Source organism: Azonexus sp., from assembly GCF_049652925.1.
Taxonomy (GTDB): Bacteria; Pseudomonadota; Gammaproteobacteria; order Burkholderiales; family Rhodocyclaceae; genus Azonexus.
This window is the reverse complement of the sequence record NZ_JBASFI010000034.1, coordinates 1-19,523: the sequence shown is the minus strand read 5'-3', so window position 1 is coordinate 19,523 and position 19,523 is coordinate 1. Positions and strand designations below refer to the sequence as shown.

Annotated in this window: 12 protein-coding genes; 7 read left to right on the top strand and 5 right to left on the bottom strand. The window is 58.4% G+C overall.

Features of this window, described 5'->3' with window-relative positions; genetic code table 11:
• Nucleotides 1-8: 8 nt before the first annotated feature.
• The 3 genes from WBK19_RS16520 to WBK19_RS16510 all read left to right on the top strand — a co-directional run bounded on the left by WBK19_RS16520 (nucleotide 9) and on the right by WBK19_RS16510 (nucleotide 3,077).
• Nucleotides 9-665 (top strand): response regulator, encoded by a 657-nt coding sequence (locus WBK19_RS16520; protein ID WP_511291659.1) that lies wholly within the window; start codon nucleotides 9-11, stop codon nucleotides 663-665.
• On the top strand, nucleotides 662-2,026 hold the full coding sequence (locus WBK19_RS16515) for an ATP-binding protein (RefSeq protein WP_511291657.1): 1,365 nt from the start codon (nucleotides 662-664) through the stop codon (nucleotides 2,024-2,026). Before WBK19_RS16520 ends, WBK19_RS16515 begins: the two co-directional genes overlap by 4 nt.
• An 82-nt stretch (nucleotides 2,027-2,108) precedes the next feature.
• Nucleotides 2,109-3,077, top strand: a complete 969-nt coding sequence (locus tag WBK19_RS16510) for a hypothetical protein (RefSeq protein WP_511291655.1) — start codon at nucleotides 2,109-2,111, stop codon at nucleotides 3,075-3,077.
• A gap of 8 nt (nucleotides 3,078-3,085) precedes the next feature.
• Here the strand turns inward: WBK19_RS16510 and WBK19_RS16505 are convergent, their stop codons facing one another.
• The 5 genes from WBK19_RS16505 to WBK19_RS16485 all read right to left on the bottom strand — a co-directional run bounded on the left by WBK19_RS16505 (nucleotide 3,086) and on the right by WBK19_RS16485 (nucleotide 14,592).
• A complete protein-coding gene (locus WBK19_RS16505; RefSeq protein WP_511291653.1) occupies nucleotides 3,086-4,309 on the bottom strand; it encodes a tetratricopeptide repeat protein in 1,224 nt (407 codons plus the stop codon).
• Nucleotides 4,310-4,413: 104 nt separating this feature from the next.
• Nucleotides 4,414-6,729: a tetratricopeptide repeat protein gene (locus tag WBK19_RS16500; protein ID WP_511291651.1), complete on the bottom strand. Its 2,316-nt coding sequence runs from the start codon at nucleotides 6,727-6,729 to the stop codon at nucleotides 4,414-4,416.
• A 129-nt stretch (nucleotides 6,730-6,858) separates the two neighbouring features.
• Nucleotides 6,859-11,742, bottom strand: a complete 4,884-nt coding sequence (locus WBK19_RS16495; RefSeq protein WP_511291649.1) for a cytochrome c3 family protein — start codon at nucleotides 11,740-11,742, stop codon at nucleotides 6,859-6,861.
• A 131-nt stretch (nucleotides 11,743-11,873) separates the two neighbouring features.
• A complete protein-coding gene (locus WBK19_RS16490; RefSeq protein ID WP_511291647.1) occupies nucleotides 11,874-13,706 on the bottom strand; it encodes a cytochrome c3 family protein in 1,833 nt (610 codons plus the stop codon).
• The gene (locus tag WBK19_RS16485; RefSeq protein WP_511291645.1) at nucleotides 13,681-14,592 is read right to left on the bottom strand and encodes a hypothetical protein; all 912 of its coding nucleotides are present in this window, start codon (nucleotides 14,590-14,592) and stop codon (nucleotides 13,681-13,683) included. Before WBK19_RS16485 ends, WBK19_RS16490 begins: the two co-directional genes overlap by 26 nt.
• A gap of 161 nt (nucleotides 14,593-14,753) precedes the next feature.
• On the opposite strand from WBK19_RS16485, the gene WBK19_RS16480 reads away from it, so the two are divergent.
• The 4 genes from WBK19_RS16480 to WBK19_RS16465 all read left to right on the top strand — a co-directional run.
• Entirely contained in the window at nucleotides 14,754-15,716 is a 963-nt protein-coding gene (locus WBK19_RS16480; protein ID WP_511291643.1) for a diguanylate cyclase domain-containing protein, read from the top strand.
• The gene (locus tag WBK19_RS16475; RefSeq protein WP_511291641.1) at nucleotides 15,713-17,011 is read left to right on the top strand and encodes an NAD(P)-binding domain-containing protein; all 1,299 of its coding nucleotides are present in this window, start codon (nucleotides 15,713-15,715) and stop codon (nucleotides 17,009-17,011) included. The genes WBK19_RS16480 and WBK19_RS16475 overlap by 4 nt, the downstream gene beginning before the upstream one ends.
• Before the next feature lie 344 nt (nucleotides 17,012-17,355).
• A complete protein-coding gene (locus WBK19_RS16470; protein ID WP_511291639.1) occupies nucleotides 17,356-18,195 on the top strand; it encodes a DUF6502 family protein in 840 nt (279 codons plus the stop codon).
• A partial coding sequence (locus WBK19_RS16465) for a DUF5666 domain-containing protein (RefSeq protein ID WP_511291637.1) occupies nucleotides 18,192-19,523 on the top strand: 1,332 nt, incomplete at its 3' end. The genes WBK19_RS16470 and WBK19_RS16465, both read left to right, overlap by 4 nt.

Sequence of the window (19,523 nt, the reverse complement as noted above, 5' to 3'; positions counted from 1 at the left end):
ATCCGCCCATGCGAATTCTGCTTGTCGAAGACGACCCCGAACTTGGCGACGGCCTGACCGTTGGCCTGCGCCAGGCCGGTTTCGCGGTCGACTGGCTGCGCGATGGCAATTCCGCCGACCAGGCCTTGCAGAGCGAGAGCTTCGACCTGGTCGTCCTCGACCTCGGCCTGCCCCGTCTTTCCGGCATGGATGTCCTCAGTCGTGCCCGCGCTCGGGGACTGACCGTTCCCATCCTTATCCTGACCGCCCGCGACGCCACCGGCGACAAGGTTTCCGGCCTCGATGCCGGCGCTGACGACTATCTCGTCAAACCCATCGACCTCGACGAGCTGAGCGCCCGCATCCGCGCCCTAACCCGGCGCAGTGCCGGCCGCGCCGCACCGCTGCTGACTCACGGCGAACTGACCGTCGACCTGGCCGCCCACAGCGTCACGCTGGCCGGCCAGGAAATCGAACTGTCCAGCCGCGAGTATTCGCTGCTCCAGATGCTGCTCGAAAACGCCGGCCGCGTTCTGACCCGTACCCAGCTCGAACAATCGGTCTACGGCTGGCGTGACGAACCGGACAGCAACGCCCTTGAGGTGCACATCCACCACCTGCGCAAGAAACTGGGCGGCGACCTGATCCGCACCCTGCGCGGCGTTGGCTACACCATCCCGAAATGAGCGGCACGGGAACGACCGTCTGGTTCTCGCTGCGCCGCCGCCTGCTCGGCCTGTTGCTCGGCGGCGTCTCCGCTGCCTGGCTGGTGACCATGGTTTTCAGCTACATCGACGCCCATCATGAAGTCGACGAGCTGTTCGACGCCCAGTTGAGCCAGGCCGCCCAGACCCTGCTCGCCCTGGCCAGCCACGACGAGGGCGACGATATCGAGGATCTTGGCGAAGCCACCCATAAATACCAGCGTCGCCTGCGTTTCCAGATCTGGCGCGCCGATGGAACGCTGTTGATGCGTTCAAAAAATGCCCCAAAATTCCCGTTGACCGTGGAAACCGGCTTTTCCGAGACCAAAAACGACCCGGATGGCCACTGGCGGCATTTCAGCCAGTGGAACGAGGACCACAGCCTGCAGGTTCAGGTCAGCGAGAACCACCACATCCGCGATGAGCTGATCGGCCACATCGCCTGGCGCCTGCTCTTTCCGGCGCTCTTCGGCCTGCCATTGATCGGCCTCTGGGTCTGGGTTGCCACCCGCAAAGGCTTCGCTTCGCTCGACGGCATCGCCCGCCAGATCGCCAGCCGCGACCCGCAACAGTTGCAGCCACTGCATCCGGCCGCCGCGCCTGAAGAAATCCGCACCTTGCTCGAAGCGCTCAATGGCCTATTCCAGCGCGTCGAACACACCCTCGAATCCGAACGCCGCTTCACGGCCGACGCCGCGCACGAGCTGCGTACCCCGCTCGCCGCGCTGCAGGCCCAGTTGCAGGTCGCCCAGCGCGCCCGTGACGACGAAGAGCGCGACCGTTCGCTGAACCAGTTGCAGAACGGACTGACGCGTGCCGCCCACTTGGTCGACCAGATGCTGCATCTGGCCCGCCTTGATCCGGAATCCGGCCTGCCCGACCCGCAAGCCGTCGATCTGGCCAGGCTGGCCGAAGACGTCTGCGCCGACCTTGGCCCGCAGATTCTGGCCAAAAATATCGATTTCGACCTCACCGCAACACCCGGTAGCCAGGTCACCGGGCAAGCCGAGTGGCTGGGCGTGCTGATCCGCAACCTGGTCGACAACGCCGTTCGCTACACCCCGGAAGGCGGCCAGATTCGCGTTGATGTAACGCGAAAAAATGCCTTCATCGCGTTCTCGGTTGCAGACAGCGGCCCGGGCATTCCCGTCGAAGAGCGCGAATCCGTCCTTCGCCGCTTCCACCGTCTCAACCAGGGAAACCAGCCAGGCAGCGGCCTCGGGCTGGCCATCGTCGCCCGCATTGCAGAGTTGCATGGCGCGCTCCTGCAACTCGACACGTCGAATACGCCAAAAGGCCTATTGGTCACGGTACAATTCCCTGTTCGCCAACCAATACCCTGAAACGGGTATACGGTGAACGACAGACCGGCCATTAATCAGCAATACTTGACCGAGCCGTAGCAATGCTTTTCTGTAGAAGATCATGACCACTGCGCACCAACTGGCCCAAGTACCAAGCACCACCGACACCCCGCCCGAAGGCACCCGTCGCATTATCGACGGGCTGGAGCGCGTGTTCTACGATGGCTACTGGATCAAGACCTACCCGGTCCCCGCTGACACGCTGGAAGCCAAGAAAAAGCTGATCGATGCGCTGACCCGGCGCCTGTTCAACCACACCGAGCATGGCCTCAACATTCCCGGTACCCGTCTCCACGAGGCGCGCACCAACTACGAAGCGGAAGCCGACCCGGCGCGCAAGCGCGTCAAGGGCGCCATGCTGGCCGGCGCCCTGTTCAACCGGGCAGCCGATATTTTCCGCAAGCTGGTCGAACTGCAGGCCTGCGGCATTGAAATCCTCAGCGACAATCCGCTCATGCGCGAATGCGGCAAATGCCTGCTCGACGCCATGGAACTCGGTCGTTGCGTCATGCACCGGAGTGGCGAAGAAGGCATCGACGAACTGTGGGGCGAACCTTTCCGCGCCTTCTCGATTCCCCTCGAAGACTTCTACGAGAGCCGCTACATCAAAATCGGTCAGGTCCTGCGCGACATCGACCTGATATCCAACGCGATGATCGACAATTTCAGCGGCATTCCGGCCTTCTCCGACATCGAAGCGCCGGTCCGCGACCTGGCTATTGCGGCCAAGATCAAGACCGAAACCCTGCGCACGGATAGCGACATTTTCGACGTCTGGGCGCGTATGGTCACCGCCGGCGAACGCCTCGCCGACCTCACCGTTTTGACCGGGCCTGCCGTCTACAGCGCCCCGTTCACCTACAACCTGTCGGACGGCCTGCAGCTGATTCGCCAGGGCCGCGACCTGATTTTCTACGTTTCCCGGGCCAGAACGGCCATGCCGAAAAGCACCAAGGAATACATTGAGCGCTGCAAGAATTACCTGGCCACTGGCCGTGCGCCGCTGTTCCCGGCGCACTTTCCAGCCTAGAAGCCCGATCAGCGCTCGACGTTCAATTCGACGACCAGTGTCGTATTACCGAGTTTAGCCTTGACCGGACTTGCCAGCAGGTCGCCCTTGCCCGGCTCGGCGCTGCCGCTCTTCGACACCTTGGCTGTCACGAGCACTTCGGAAAACTGCGAGATCGTCCGTCCAGGCATGATGGCTGAACTGTCATCGAGTCGAAACTCGATAGGAAAATCCGAACCCTTGTAGCGCCAGACGGCCAGCGGGGCACCGGCGCCATCCGGCGCCTTGGCCGTGACGAACAGCGTATCGTCGACAGAAACCTTGCCCTTCAATTTCGGGCTCAGCGTAACCACCCCGGCCACCGCGCCGATGGCTACAGCCGGCTCTACCGCTGCAGCCGCAGCAGGTTTCTTGCCGGAAAGCATGGAATTGGCCTCGCCAATGTTGGCATCCGCCAGCTTGCTATCCATCGAATCTACCGGCGCCGCAGCCTTCATGCGCTTCCAGAAATCGATGGCGGCCTTGTAGTCGGCACGACCAAAAGCCTCACTACCCGCCAGCGCCAGCGCCTTGACGTGCTTGGGATCAGCCGCCAGGGCACGTTTGACGATCTTTCTCGCCTCGTCATCCCATTGGCGATCCTTGGTCATCACGTGCGCATCCGCCCAGTCAGCCAGCGTCTGGGCATCCAGCGTGACAAGTGCCGACGCCTTGGCATAGGCTGCATCGGCCTCAGTGTGGCGGCGCAGCTCGCTGTAGGTCTTGGCCAGCAACAACCAGCCTTCGCCGTTGTTGGGGTCTTTTTCCATCTTGTCGGCCAGTTTCTTGACGACCGTATTCAGGTCGCCACCGCTGCTGGCCTGAGCGCTATGCTTTTCCTCCGGCAAACCAGCAGGCGCACTGACAGCAGCCGTCTTCGGCCTATCGCTGGAGGGCGAGGAAATCCAGATGGCAGCGACGGCAATTGCCACGACCACCCCGCCGGCAATCAGGCCAAGCTTTTTCCCGGGCAGCTGAAATCCCGCCTGCGCCTGAGCCGGGTCAAGAACTGCCGCATGGAGTACCGCCTGCTGCCGTTCGAATTCGGCCTGATCGATACGTCCTTCGGCCCTGGCCAACAGCAACTCGCGCAATGCGGACGCAACATCGACCTTTTCAACAGTGGTCGATTTGTTGGCTGCATATTTTCCAAGCCCCCATAGTACGAGGAGGGATAGCGCAACACTGGCCAGAATGATGTAAACAAAAGTCATATGAGGATCACCGAATTATTTTGAGTGTTGATGGGGCACCAAATGAATCTGGCAACCCGGAAGTTGCCAGCAATTCAGCCGAGGAGCCGGAGAATAAGTGTTGGCTAGCGATAGTCCCAGCGGATACCGAGATAGAGATATTCCCGCCTGTTCTTGCTATCGGTCGTCCCTGTGTTTTTCGACTCACTGTAACCAACTTCACCTTCGAGAGACAAACTGTTCCGCCACTGGTAGACCAGTTTCATGCTCGGCGAAAACTGGGTCATGTTCTGACCACTATCGCTATGCTGGCTGTAGTATCGGGCATTGTTTTCCAGGCGCCAGCTTTCCAAAAATGGGTAGATATAGCTCAGGCCAAGGTTCTGGCCGGTGTAGTTCGGGCCGGCAATATAGCCCAGATAAGCCACCCCAACCCCATTCGGCACGAACAGGTTGGTGCCGATAGCCTGTGCCGAATACATGTTCGTACGACCCGATGCATCCGAAGTAGCGCGACACGTCCGCGTAATCAAGTCATAACTATCGACCTGGCAAATCCCCATTTCCGAAATTCGGAGCGTTCCGCGCGGACCATCGACGCAAAGCGGATCGTTCGGGTTGGCGTCGTCCTGAATCTCCTTGCACATCTGGGCAAGTGGAATGGTGGCATTTGTTCCTGATATTTCGGACATCCGGTAATCGATACCGAATTGCCAGCGTTCGCCAAGCGGAATGGTCACCCCTGTAGCGAACATCGTGGACAGTGCCGTCGAATCTGAAACCAGTTGGCGTGCTCCGCTGACACCAACATTACTAACCAGATCGGTAACCGTCGTATAGCCTGAGGTAGCCAGTGCATTGGTCAGGCTATAGGTCGGACTTTGCCGGTAATCATAAGAAACAAAGTAATTGTTGCCCCACTTGTCTAGATAGTTGGCCTGCGCCATGCCGATGTTGAGGCCCTTGTAGAGCACGTCATAGTCAAGCAAACCAAAAGCCGTAACCTGACCATCAAAGTAACGAAGCTCTGAACCAACGGCACGGCGGTTCAAAATCCCGTCAATGTTCTGCTCGATACCGTAGACGCTTGCGCCCGGCCGTGAAACCTGCGGTGCCAGTTCAACACTGCCACCGTAGAAATTCTTCTTGAACGGCGAACCAAATTCGACAGCTTCGCCATAAACCGCCCCCACCTTCCAGTCTGGTGTCAGGTTGTAACTGCCAGTGATCCCGTCAAAACGCTCAAGCACCCCAGAACCATTCGGATTCTGGCGGCCAACGCGGACAAAATAACCAATCTCGCGATCAGTACGCTCGGCATAAGCGGAATAGATACGGTTGTAGTTCCGGCTTGGCCGCATGAAATTCCGGCTGTCCGTATCACGAAACACAAAACGCGTATCGGTCACGGAATCGCGCAAGCGTGCGCTCAGATTTACCGAAGAGACCAGTGATTCCTGATCGCGCTTCATCGGCCCATTATCCTGCTTCGATTGTCCGGCAAAAAAATATGACGAGAGGCTGCCATTGACCATCCACTCTGCCGGCTTGTCGTCACGAACAACGCGCGCCGTCGGACGACGGATGGTGCTGACAGCAGGCAATGCGGCGAGCCGCTGCTTGATTTTCGGCACTTCAGGTGAGTTCGGATAAAGCTTGAGGTAGAGATCGTATTCGGCACGGGCCTTGGCGATTTCGCCATTCTTCTCGCGCGCCTCTCCAATCAGGGCCTGGGCCGCCATTGTCCGCTCGTTTTGCGGCAGACTCAGGATGCGGTTCATGCGATTGATGGCCTTCGGAAAATCCCCTTTTTCGAAAGCCTCTTGCCCGTCGAGCAGGAAGGCATGGGCCATCTCCTCGACTTTCTCCGTCGACAACGCTGGAGCAGCCTCGGGCTTGTTTTCATCCGGCGTCTGCGAAGGGACTGCGGGGGGAACGGTTGCATCAGCCGCAACAGGCGCTACCGCTGGCGTGACGATGGCAACGGGTGCCGGCGCATCAGCGCTCTTGGCTTTCTGAGTAGCAACAACATCCTTTACCTTGGCCGGTGGTGCCGGCACCATGACGACGATGCTTCGGCTGTCGTCGCCAGCGCGGACAATGTACTTTGTTGGCTTGGCAAAGGTAATCAGCATGCCGTTTACCAGCTCGGGATAAGCAACGGTGAACGGAGGAAGAAGATCATTCTTGGGCGACCGTCGAACTTCCTGCATCAACTCGCTTTCGGAAAAACCGGGCTTGGTTAGCCGAAAGAATACGCGCAGGAACTTCCCTTCGTCATCGGGCGTATGCCGGGTGTACTGAATCTCCGTCGAAAAGCGGATCGTTACCTCGGCCTGATCACCGACGCGGGCAACATCAATTGTTTCGATGATCGCAGCAAAGGCATTGGTGCTCGCCAGCAAAGAAAAGGCCAGGAAAAACCGGGCAATTTTCGCCACCCTCGCCAAATTCACGGAATTATTAAAGATTAGCCCAGCCATTTCCACCTTCAATATCAGTAACAACCGCTAAAGAGCTTACCTAGAGATTTAAGAGATCAATGGCAGCCAGAAAAGAACTTGTAACCATCAGTCCCACTTTGTGTAGGGCGTTCCCTTTCTGCCCAGCGGTTTGTGACAACTGCTCTGCGAACAGTCATCCGTCGCCTTTGAACCTTCGTGACCACCCAACCTGATTTTCTCTGCACCACCCACGTCGTATGTCGTCGTACTGGCATGGCAGGTCTTGCAGTTCGTCTGGATGCTGCCGTGATTCATTCTGGATACCGTCGTAAATGAAGTCGTACCCACGTGGCATAGCGAACATTCATTGCCAGGCAAGCCCGCAAGGGTGGTTGGGATATGAGTAGTATGTTTACCCTTGACGCCGACATACATTCCGCTATGGCAGGTCTGGCAAGTCGTCGCACCAACGTGGTTGAAGGCAGCGAGGGTAGTCCAGCCAGTCCTGGTGTGGCAGGCATCACAACTGGCTGTCGTCGGCACGTGATTCGCCAGCGGTTTGTAAGACATGCCCGGATAACTAATCACATGACAGTTTGCACACGAACCTGCCACGACTACGGTATGGGCATACGGCGTGATCAAAGGCATCCAGGTCCCTCCGGTACGGTGGCAAACACTACATGCTTCAGACGTCGGAATATGCAGCGCAGGCTTGCCCGTAGCTGTCGTACCGTTATGACAGCTCACACAAGTCTTGCCTGCCAACTGAGCAGGTGTATGCGCAAAACTGGCCGGTAGCCAAGCTGTCGTGCGGTGGCATGAATCACATGAGTCGTTCGTAACGAGGTGGCCGGTATTCTTGGCCTGAGCATTGACCGCCGTGTATCCGCCGTTATGGCATGTCTGGCACTGCCCTGTCGTTCCGGTATGGCTCATCGAAGCAGGCCTGAACGTCGTGTAATTCTTATGGCAATTGTCACACTGGCTGCTCGTCGGAATATGCCCGGTCGTTTTGCCCGGAGCAGCCGACCCATTGTGGCAATTGGAACAGGTTCCAACGGCTGAGGCCGCATGGGTATAGCTTGCGCCCGTCCACACGGTCATCGATTTATGGCAGCTATCGCACTGCGCTGTTGTCGCGATGTGGCCAACGTTCTTGCCTTGCGCTCCCAGTACCGACCCGTTATGACAGTTTGAGCAAGTCCCCGTTGCCGTGGCCGGGTGGGTATAGACCGCCCCGGTCCAGGTTGTAGTGATTTTGTGACAGGTATCACACGGGGCCGTCGTGCTGACGTGCGTCAGTGGCTTGGCCAGTGCATTGACACTGACATAGTTGCCGCCGTGGCAACTTGAACACTGGCCGGTCATAGTGGCGGTATGGGTCATGTGCGCTGGAGCAAAGTGCGCATCCGAAGTTAGGTGGCAGGTATCGCAAGCCAACGTTGTCGGAATATGAGTGAGATTCTTGCCTGTTGCATTAGTCCCGTTATGGCATGTCACACAAGTTCCGGCTACGACACCTGCGTGGAAGTTGACTGCCGGCTTCCAGGCGGTAGTTCCATGACAGGTATCGCAAGACTGAGAGGTCGTAATGTGTGTCCCGTGCTTGGCCAGGGCATTAAAAGAAACATATCCACCGCCATGGCAATTGATACAAGCACCGGCGGTCCCGGCGTGGCTCATGCTGGCAGGTCTGAAAGCGGTGTAATTCTTATGACAGGTATCGCACTGGACGGTTGTCGGGATATGCCCCATCCCAAGCGGTTTCCCCGGCGCAGTGGTGCCGTTGTGACAGTTCGAGCAAGTGCCGACCGCGCTTGCCGCGTGGGCATAGGTTGCCCCCGTCCAGGCGGTCGTCGATCTGTGACAGGTATCGCACTGCGCAGTCGTCGCCACATGACCTGTTTGTGGTTTGGCCAACGCCCCCAGCACCGTAACCGTGCCACTATGGCCATGGCAATTCGAACAAGTCCCCGTTGCGCCTGTATGAGGATATCGCGCACCTGTCCACTCTGTTGTCGAGCTGTGGCAGCTATCACATTGCGCACTCGTACTGACGTGGTTTGTCGGCTTGGGAAGAGCATTGAGCGCAACAAAACCACCCGCATGGCAGGTCGAGCACAGCCCTGTCGTACCCGTATGATTCATGCTGGCTGGCTTGAAGGCCGTGAAGCTCGTAGCGCCATGGCAGCTTTCGCAGGAAGCGCTGGTCGGAATGTGACTGGTCGGCTTGGCCAGAGCATTCAGGGAAACATGGGCGCCACCATGGCAACTCGTACAGCCGCTGGTAATCCCGGCATGGCTCATACTGGCCGGGGCGAAAGTATTGAAATTGGTGTGGCAGGTATCGCAGAAACCGGTCGTCGGAATATGCGTACTCGGCTTGGAGAGTCCCTTGCCCGCCGTCCCGTTGTGACAGCCGTTGCAGGAATGATCGCCCATCGCTACAGGTGGCGTCAGCAAGGCGTGATTCTGCACGGCGCCCACCCGCCACGACGTCGTTGACGTGTGGCAGTCCGAACATTGCGCATTCGTCGACTGATGGGTTGTCGGTTTCGCTTGGGCGTTTTGCGCAACATAAGCACCACTGTGGCAGGTGGAACACTGCGTCTGGCCGGTGTGGTCCATCGCGGAAGGCGCCCAGGACGTGTAATTGTTGCCTGTTCCATGGCAAGTATCGCAAGCCCCGGTTCCCGGAATGTGGTTGGTGGGCTTGGCGAGCGCGCCCTGGCCGGCGTAGGCCCCACCATGACAGGTTGCGCAGGCTTCGCCGGTAACCGCATGGTTCATCCTGCCTGGCTTGAAGGCGCTATAGCTCGTCCCGTGGCAGTTTTCGCAGGAACTGCTGGTTGGAACGTGGACCGTGGACTTGCTCTGGGCATTGACACCGTTGTGACAATCGGTGCAGCGACCGAGAACCGATGGAGATGCTGCAGCATGGTTGAACGAACCGGAGGCCCAGGATGTGAAGCCGTTGCCATTTCCGTGGCAGCTATCGCAAGTTGCCGACGTCTGGATATGGGTAGCCGGCTTGGCCAGTGCATTCTGGGAAACATAGGCGCCGCCGTGGCAAGTCGAGCACGCCGCCCCGCCAGTAGCAGCGTGGTCCATCGCCGCTGGCTTGAACGAAGCATAGTTGTTGTGACAACTGCCGCAATTCGCCGCAGTCGTCACCGTCGGAATATGCCGTGCCGATTTGCCCAGCGCCGTCACACCGTGACAGGTATCGCACCGGCCAATCGCCGACGCATCATGGCTGTAGGTCGCCGTAGCCCACGAAGTGGTGCTCCCGTGACAGGTGTCGCACTGAGCAGTCGTCGTGACGTGGGTCAGCGGCTTCTCCAGCGCATTCTGCGAAACATAGCCGCCACCGTGACAGGTCGAACACTGGCCGTTCAGGCCGGAGTGGTTCATCACCGCCGGCGACCAGGCGTTAAAGCCACCTGTGTGGCAAGTATCGCACTGAGCGCCTGTCGGGACATGGACGCCTGTCTTGGCCAGCGCATTGGCAAAAACAAAACTGCCGTTGTGGCAACTGCTACATGCTCCGGCCGTACCGGCATGGCTCATGGCTACCGACGAGAAGGAGGTAAACGTGTTGTGACAGCTATCGCACTGCCCAGCCGTCGGAATATGGTTGATCGATTTGCCCAGTGCGTTTGAGCCGTTATGACAGGTGGAACAGCGTCCGGCGGCCGCAGGGCTTGCGTTGGCGTGATTAAAAGTACCTGTCGACCAGGTTGAGGTAGAAGCATGACAACTGTCGCACTGGGCGGTCGTTGAAATGTGTGTCGCTGTCTTGGCCTGGGCATTCTGTGGCAGGTAACCACCGCTGTGACAACTCGAACACTGCCCATCGAGCCCCGTGTGATTCATTCTCGCTGGCGACCACGAAACGAATCCGCTGGTGTGACAGGAGTCGCACTGAACAACCGTTGGAATATGGCGACCGGACTTACTGAGGGCATTTACCGAAACAAAAGTGCCGCTGTGACAGGTAGAACACTGACCAGCCGTTGTACTGTGATTCATCTGTGCCGGGCTGAACGATACAAAGTTGGTATGGCATGTGTCGCAGGCCGCCGTTGTCGGTACGTGATTGGTCGGCTTGCTCAAGCCCGAGCCACCAGGAGTATGGCAATCCGTGCAAACACTGCCGGAAGGCCGATTGGCGTGATCAAACGTTGCCACCGCCCAGGATGTCGTTGACAGGTGGCAGGTATCGCATTGTTGTGCGGTCGCCAGATGAGTCGCCGGCTTGCTTTGGGCGCTCAGCGAGGAAAAACGTCCTGAGTGACAGGTCGAACACTGACCGTTCAAGCCAGAGTGATCCATTCTGGCCGGTACAAAGGTCGAGAAATTCTTGTGGCAGGTATCGCAGGTAGCAGCCGTCGGAATGTGGGCGGCAATTTTGCCAGTTGCATTGACGCCATTGTGGCAGGTGGCGCAGGTTCCTGGCTGCACACCGGCATGCGGATTGGTGGCAGGCGTCCAGGAAGTCGTGGTGTGGCAGGTACTACAAGCAGTCGATGTTTGAATATGCGTGGCCGGCTTGGTCAGCGCATTTGCACCGATAAACGCGCCGTTATGACAAGTCTGGCAATTGGTCGCTGTAACTCCAAGTTGTGGATTGATGGCATGCCCTGATACCCCTTGAATGAATCCGGTCGGCTTTTCGCTCCAGTTAGTAGCACCCGGACGATGGCAGGAATCACAAGCCGCATTAGTCGGAATGTGCGTTGCTGGCTTGCCTGGCGCTCTTGCCCCGGGACCAGCGTGACAGGTTGCACAGGCACGCGGTGTGCCACGGAAGACACCGGACGTGTGGCAGGTTTCGCAATTGACCAGCTTGTGGGTGTTATCGAGGATGTAACCAGTAGCGTTGTGATCAAAACTCAGGTTTTGCGCCCCATCGGCTTGCGTCTGCGCGAAAGCACTGCCCCACTGCCCGAACAGGAGAGCAGTGGCGGCCAGCGCGACAAGAAGGAGACGGGCAAGGTAGTTCACAGGCAGAGTACCTCGTAAAACCGGTTAATCAATGTTCGCAGCACAAGCTGAGGAAACACATATTTCGCGACCCATTGATAGGAGTCAAAAATTCAATACGAGGGAATTTATCACACATATTATGCATCTTGCTAGCGCCTGACTTTCTTCCAGTTCGCCGCCACGTGGCAACTCTCACATTGGCTGCCGAATGCGCCGTTATGAACGTCGTCCTTCACATGGCAGGCAATGCACGCCCTGCCCGGCTTGCGCAGCCCTGATTTCGACTCCTTGTGACACTCCTTGCACTCGACCTTGCTGTGCCCGCCGTCAAGCAGGAAGCGCGTCGTCGCATGGTCGAAATCCCAGGTTTTCCAGGTACCGGTGGTGTGGCAGGTTTCGCATTTCTTGCCGTAGCCACCCTTGTGCTTGTCGTCCTTCTCATGACAACCGTTACAGGTCAGCGGTGCGTCCTTGAAGGCGGGCGTCAGGTGGCATTTTTTGCATTCAACCTTGGCGTGGCTGCCGGTCAGTGCGAAGCGCGACTTGTTGTGATCGAAGGGCGTGTCCTTCCATTTCTTTTCGTCGTGGCAGCTCTCACATTTGTTGCCGAGTTGGCCTTTGTGCTTGTCGTCCTTCTTGTGGCAAGCAATGCAGATCTCTTCCAGCCTGGTTTTGTAGATATTGCCTTTCTCGGGCAAATGGCAGGCATCGCACTTGGTCTCCCGGTGCTTGCCCTTGAGCAGGTACTTGGTTTCCTTGTCGTGGTTGAAGACGCTGGTCTTCCAGTCCTTGGCTGTATGGCAAGTGCCGCATTTTTCGCCGTAGCGGCCTTTGTGGCCTTTTTCGTCGTCATTCTTGCGGTGGCAGGCGATGCAGGCGGTCTCCACCTTCAATTTCGTGGCTTTGGGGCCGCTGACTCCACCCTTGTGGCAGGTATCGCACTTGGCATCCTTGTGCTTGTCGCGCAAAGGAAAATCAGTTTCATCATGGTCGAAATCGGATTTCTTCCAGTCACGTTCGCTATGGCAGCTCTCGCACTTTTCGCCCAGTTCGCCACGATGGCCTTTTTCCTGGTCATCCTTTTTGTGACAGGCAAAGCACTTGGTCGGCAGCTTTGACTGATAGATATTTCCCTTTTCCGGCAAGTGGCAGGTGTTGCACTTGGCCTGACGGTGCTTGCCCTTCAGGGCATATTTGGTGTCGTGATCGTGATCGAAGTCGATCTCCTTCCACCCCTTGTCGTTGTGGCAGGACTCGCACTTGATGCCGTATCGACCCTTGTGACCTTTTTCCTGATCGATCTTCTTGTGGCAGCCGTTACAGGTCAGCGGCGTCTTCTGATAAGTCTTGTCTTCGTGGCAATCCTTGCATTTGACGTCGGCGTGCTTGCCGCCGAGCAGCGAGAACTTGGTTTTTTCGTGATCGAACCTGGTTTCTGTCCACTTCTTCTCGTTGTGGCAGTTCTCGCACTTGGTACCAAGATGGCCCTTGTGACCCTTTTCGTCGTCGATTTTCTTGTGGCAGTCATTGCACAGCTTGGGCGCCTGACGGTATTTGCGCTTGGCCAGGTGGCAGCTCTCGCACTTGCTTTCCTTGTGAGCACCGAGCAGTTTGAAGTCAGTCTTTGAATGGTCAAATTTCTTCTTGTCGATGGGTGCGATATCGGCGCTGCGCCCCTTGTGCTCGGTGTGGCAATTCCGGCAATTGGTGTCGTCGGATTTGCCATGCAGCCGCGTCTTGCTGCGGATGTCTGCGGCGATATCCTTGTGGCAGTCGACGCACAGTTTGGTTTGCGCCTTTTTGTCGAAGCGCTGATGGCACTGTTCGCATTCGTGTTCGTACTTGGCGTGCCCGGTAATGACTTCGCCGGGCATCAATACCTTTTCGATCGACTGCGCCGCTGCCCCGCCGGCAAACACGATGGCAGCGATCAGCGCCAGACCGGAAAACAGCCGGTTAATACATGTGGACCGCAACAACATGGACGACTCCACTAAAAACCAGCAAATAAAGAAAAGGGATATGCACGATGTGCCAATAGGAGAACATTCTTTCCCAGACGGAGAGTTGTGAAGCCTTGACGACGGAATCGAGATAGCGGTCGACCTGCTCGCGGGCCAGGCGGTAGTTGACGATCACTTCCCGGCGCCTGCCCCCCTGCTTGCGAAACTGCTTGCGCAGGGCATTTTTGGCATCGCGGCGAATTTGCTTGGCCAGTCGCCGGCTCCGCCAGTGCAAATTCATGAAGCGCCAGGCGCGCGACAGCCATGATCCCGTCGGGTCAAAAGCAGCATCCTGGAATGCCTTCAACCTCGGCTCGATATCCGGCCGCAAGGCAAAAACAGAGCGTACATTTTCGGCGCACTCTTTGAGCTCTGCCGAAGCCCCCGCCAACGTCAGTTGATTGCCGTAGAGGCCGCGATGAATATGGCGGTAAATGAAACGCCCGACCACACCGCTACAAGCCACAAGCAGCATGGCATACAGGGCCATGGCACCGTTGAGCGAACCGGTTCTGAACGTGGAATGAAAAAGCACCAGCAGCGGCCCCGTTATCCCGGCAACCATGTGAAACTTGAACCACGACTCCATTTTTCCCAAACGCTCAAGGGCATGAATCCGCTTGCGTAAGGGATAGAGGAGCAGACTGAGCATCAGCAGGCCGCCGATCAGGCCGATGTTGTACGCGAAATCGGAGTTGGAATCGTATAGCTCTCCGGTCCGGACCAGCCAGGCGAGAAAAACCAGCAGACCGACGAGCAGCGCGATCGACACTCGCCAGACGCCGCGAAACACCTTCTCGCTGGAGGATTTTGCTTCTCCCTCCAGGGAAATCACCGTCATTGGGCCAAGCGCACTTGTATCCATGGATTCCTGAATCTGATTAACGGCACCGAGCCGCCCCCGCCCGGCGCCCGAAAAATCGACAGACTACCGGGTCGAAGCATGACGAGGTAAAATTTCACACTTAATCAAGAATACCAAAAAAATCACTTGGCAAGGTGCACGCCGTCCGGGAGAAATCAACAATGACTGAAAACCCTACGCAGTCGGCAAAAACCAGCCGCATCAACTCTGCGGGCTCAATGGGCGGCCTGCTCGGCCTCTTCGTCATTGCCTGCGTCGAATTCCAGCGACTCTGGCCGACCGGCACCGGCCTGATTTATTTGCTCGTCAGCCTGCCGCTCCTGCTCATCTGGATTGCCCACCAGGCCGGGTGGACGGTTGCCGAGAGCAACGCCGGCCTGGCTGTCGACATTGCCATTTACGTGCTGGTCATTGCCAGCCTGGGAATACGCTTTGGCGCCAGCCAGCCAACCTCGGAACTGGCATCGACGCTGTTGTTCTGGGCTCCCCTCGCCGCAGCATGGTGGGCCTGGCGCTATCAACAGTTCCCGCTTCGGCTGTGGCTGTTGCTCGGCGGCTTTTTTGTCGTGCTGACCTGGCAACTGGCCAGCGACCACGAACGACTGGATGAACACCTGATTCTCTCGCTCCTGATCGCCTTGATCGTACGTTATGCGCATCGTTCAACGCCGCCGAATCCGGAGACCAGCATGATCCGGCGCGACCCCCTGACCGGACTGCCGTCGCCCGAATGCTTTGAAGCCGAACTGGCCCATGTCTCATCAATTTCCGACCGCTACCAGCTCCCCCTTTCGCTGATCGGTTGCCGCGTCGGGCAGATCGAAACCGGTAATCTGTCAGACAATCAGTTGTGTCAGTGCGCTGAAGCCATCGCCAATCGCTTGCGCACCTCGGATACGGCTTGTCGGTGGGATCGCTCTACTTTCATGATTCTCCTGCCCAATACCTCGGAGACGAGCGCCGGGAAGCTCGCCAGCGAAATTCAGAAAGCCTTCGAGCATTTCAAATTTGGGCAAAAATTCCCGTTGACCGTGGGAATCACCACCGTCGAACACGAATCGGGAGAAGATCCAATGAGTACCGTGAGCGCCCTCGAAAACAAACTTGCGAACGCCGCCGAATGATCTCCGACCTGCTCTACTATCTGCTTCCGGCACTGCTCATCCTGATTCCCGCCGCCTTTCACCTGCGCGCAAAAAAGAAGGTGTCGGCAATCCACCATGCCGTCCTCAAGGAGGCCCAGGAAGCCGGCCTGACCGAACCCCCATCGCTGCACCCCGTCGTCGACCTGTCGATCTGCATGGGCTCCGGCGCCTGCGTCAGGGCCTGCCCGGAAAAAGCGCTGGGTGTCATCAAAGGCAAGGGTGTGCTGATCAATCCTACGCACTGCATCGGCCATGGCGCCTGCGCGCCCGCCTGCCCGGTCGGCGCCATCAAACTGGTTTTTGGCACGGAAAAGCGCGGGATGGATATTCCGCAGGTCGATCCGGACTTCCAGACCAACATCCCGGGCATATTCATCGCTGGCGAACTGGGCGGCATGGGCCTGATCCGCAATGCCATTCGTCAGGGCACGTATGCCGTCAAGGCAATCACCAGCCGGCAGCACGGCAAGGCTGATTTCGACCTGGTGATCATCGGCGCCGGCCCGGCCGGCATTGCCGCCTCGCTAGCCGCCAAAGAAGCGGGACTGAACTACGTCACCGTCGAACAGGAAGACTCGCTCGGCGGCACCACCTATCACTATCCGCGCAACAAACTGGTCATGACGGCCCCCATGCGCCTGCCGCTGATCGGCGAAATCAAGGTCCGCGAAATCAGCAAGGAAGAGCTCATGGAAATCTGGCAAGGCATCCTCGACAAAGCCACACCCAACATCCAGTTCAGCGAGCGCATGGAAGAAATCACCCCGGTCGATGGCATCTTTTCGGTCCGCACCAACAGGGCGACTTATTCCACGGGCTGCGTCCTGCTCGCCATCGGACGCCGCGGCACACCAAGAAAACTGGGCGCCAAAGGCGAAGAACAAGCCAAGGTCGTCTATCGACTGATCGAGGCGGAACAATATCGGGACAAGCACGTTCTGGTCGTCGGTGGTGGCGACAGCGCGCTCGAGGCCGCCCTCGACATCGCCAACGAGCCCGGCACGCACGTCACACTGAGTTACCGCGGCAAGGCCTTTGACCGGGTCAAGCCGAAAAACCGGGTACGGCTGGCCGAGGCCATCGCAGAAAACAGGATTGAACAATTGCTCGAGAGCACGGTCCGGGAAATCGGCGTGGACAACATCGCCCTCAAGCATGGCGATGACATCCTCGAACGTCCAAACGATGCGGTTATCGTTTGTGCCGGTGGCGAACTGCCAACACCGATGCTGAAAAAGATGGGCGTCCAGGTCGACACCCGTTACGGCGAATAGCAAGCCTACTTTGCTTGAGTCCGGCATATCGGCAGGCTCCCACGCTTTACCTCCATAGACAAACGTGGGAAACTATTCCGCAAATGATATCGAGAAAGCCGTGAAAGTGCGCCAGGAATCCGCCGATGATTGGCTGCAAACCCTGTTCATGAAACGCCACCGGGGACGTAGAATGTCGCCTGATCTCCTCCCGCCCTACAGCACCAGCGAAGGATTGGTGCTGACTGATCGCCGATCCCGGCAAGATCGGCACAGGGCGCTTGACCAGAAATTCCCCACGACCCCGGCGACGACCTGAATTCAGATGCCACTTTGGCTCGTCACCTGAAAAACGGCACCCCTTGATGTCAGACTCACCGCTACGATCAGCTCTTCTCTCCGCGATTCACCGCGTGCTGTCGCCGATTGTCCGCGTCATGCTGGCGCACGAGATTACGTTGCCGATGGCGATCGAGCTCCTCAAACGCGTCTTCGTCGAAGTGGCAGAGCGCGATTTCCGGCTCGACAACAAGGCGTCAACCGACAGCCGGATCAGCCTGATCACCGGCGTGCACCGCAAGGACGTCAAACGCTTGCGCGAACTACCCGATGTCGAAGCAAATTTGCCGCCAAAAATATCGCTCAGCGCGCAAGTCGTCGCCACCTGGATCACCGGCGCCCAGTGGCTTGATGAAAACGGCCAGCCCCGCCCCCTGTCCCGGCTCGCTCGCGGCGCCGGGGAGGCATCGTTTGAAGCGCTGGTGGCCAGCATCAGCCAGGACATTCGTCCGCGCTCGGTACTCGACGAATGGTTGCGACTGGGTGTTGTCAAAATCAACGGAGCCGACGAAGTCGAGCTGCTCAGCAACGCTTTTGTCCCGAGAGAGGGTGTCGAAGAAAAGCTGGCGTATTACGGCCACAACCTCGGCGATCACGCGGCGGCCGCAGCAGACAACGTACTGACGACGAGCAGCCCGTGGTTCGAGCGCAGTGTGCATCACAGCTCGCTGAGCGAAGCCCAGGTCGAAAAATTGCGCGTTCGCGCCGCCAAACTTGGCATGCAAACCTTGACTCAGTTGCACACCCTGGCCGCTCAGCCAGTCGATGGTGATGAGCAGTCGCCAAATAGCGGGCCGAAGAAGAGATTCACCTGCGGCGTCTATTTTTACAGCACCGACGCCAGCGAAGCGAACACGGAAAAATGAAACGGTACCTTCTGTCACTCGTCGTTGCCGCTTTCCCGCTGGTCGCCTGGTCCGCCCCGGTTTGCGTCGATCCCGAGCGCCCGGCAAAAAACCATCAGGCACGGGATGGGATCGGCGGCATTGGCGGTACCGGCAGCCCTGCCACAGACAAGTCAATTGGTCACAATACCGAACCGGGTGGCGGCGGTATCGGCGGCACGGGCTCCCCTGCCCTTGGCGGAGATGAAGGAGGTGGCATCGGTGGAACCGGCGCCCCTGTTGCCGACGGTGCGTCGGTTGGCATTGTCGGTGTGGTCAGCGGATTTGCCTCGGTTTGTGTCAACGGGGTTGAAGTTCATTTCGACCATGGCGTCCCGGTCAACGAAAACGGCGACCCCTCGTCGGCTGACAAGCTGGCGGTCGGCCAGGTAGTCTCGATCGACGCCACCAATTCACCCAAGGGACTGCAAGCGCGAAACATCGCCATTCTGAACGCCCTTGAAGGGCCCATCACCAAGCTGTCGCACGGCGGCAAAATGATTCAGGTTCTCGGGCAAAACGTGGCTGTCGGGCCAAATACCCGCGGACCGGGCAAGGGACTGGCCATTGGCCAGCTCGTCAAGGTCAGCGCCCTCGCCGGCGCCGATGGCACTTTGGTCGCGACGCGCGTCCAGCCCAGTCCGAACCTCAAGCAAGCAGGCGCACTGGGACAAGTCGTCACCTCAGGCAAACAGTCCCGGGTCGGCGGGGTTGCCGTTAGCGCTGCGGTCGACGCCAGCGCGGCGCTGGTCAGAGGTCAATGGACCGGCAGCGAACTGGTTCCGACCAGCGTCACGGCAGATCCGACCTACCGGTTCAAGAATAGCGCCAGCAGAATCCTGCTTGAAGGCCTGGTTCAGACCTCTGACGGTCGCGGAAAAATCACGGCTGGCGGAGTTGAACTGTCGCTGCCCAATGCGACGGCCAGCCAGATGAAGTCCCTGCAACCTAATCGGCGAATTTTTGTGGACGCCAGGGTCGGGCGCTCGGGCCAACTCGTTGTCAGTCACTTTGAACTGGCGAGCACCGAAAACCGCAGCGCTCCCCTTCCACAGAACTCCGAACGAACCAATAGCGCTTCGACCGCCAAGGCGGATAGCAGCGAAACAACAAGACTGACCGAAAAAACCGAAACGTCAGAGCGGGTGGAGAAGGGCGAGAGCGCTGAGAAGGCAGAGAAAGCTGAGAAGTCCGAGAGGGCTGAGAAGTCCGAGAGGGCTGAGAAGGCTGAGAAGGCTGAGAAGGCTGAGAAGGCTGAGAAGGCTGAGAAGGCTGAGAAGGCTGAGAAGGCTGAGAAGGCTGAGAAGGTC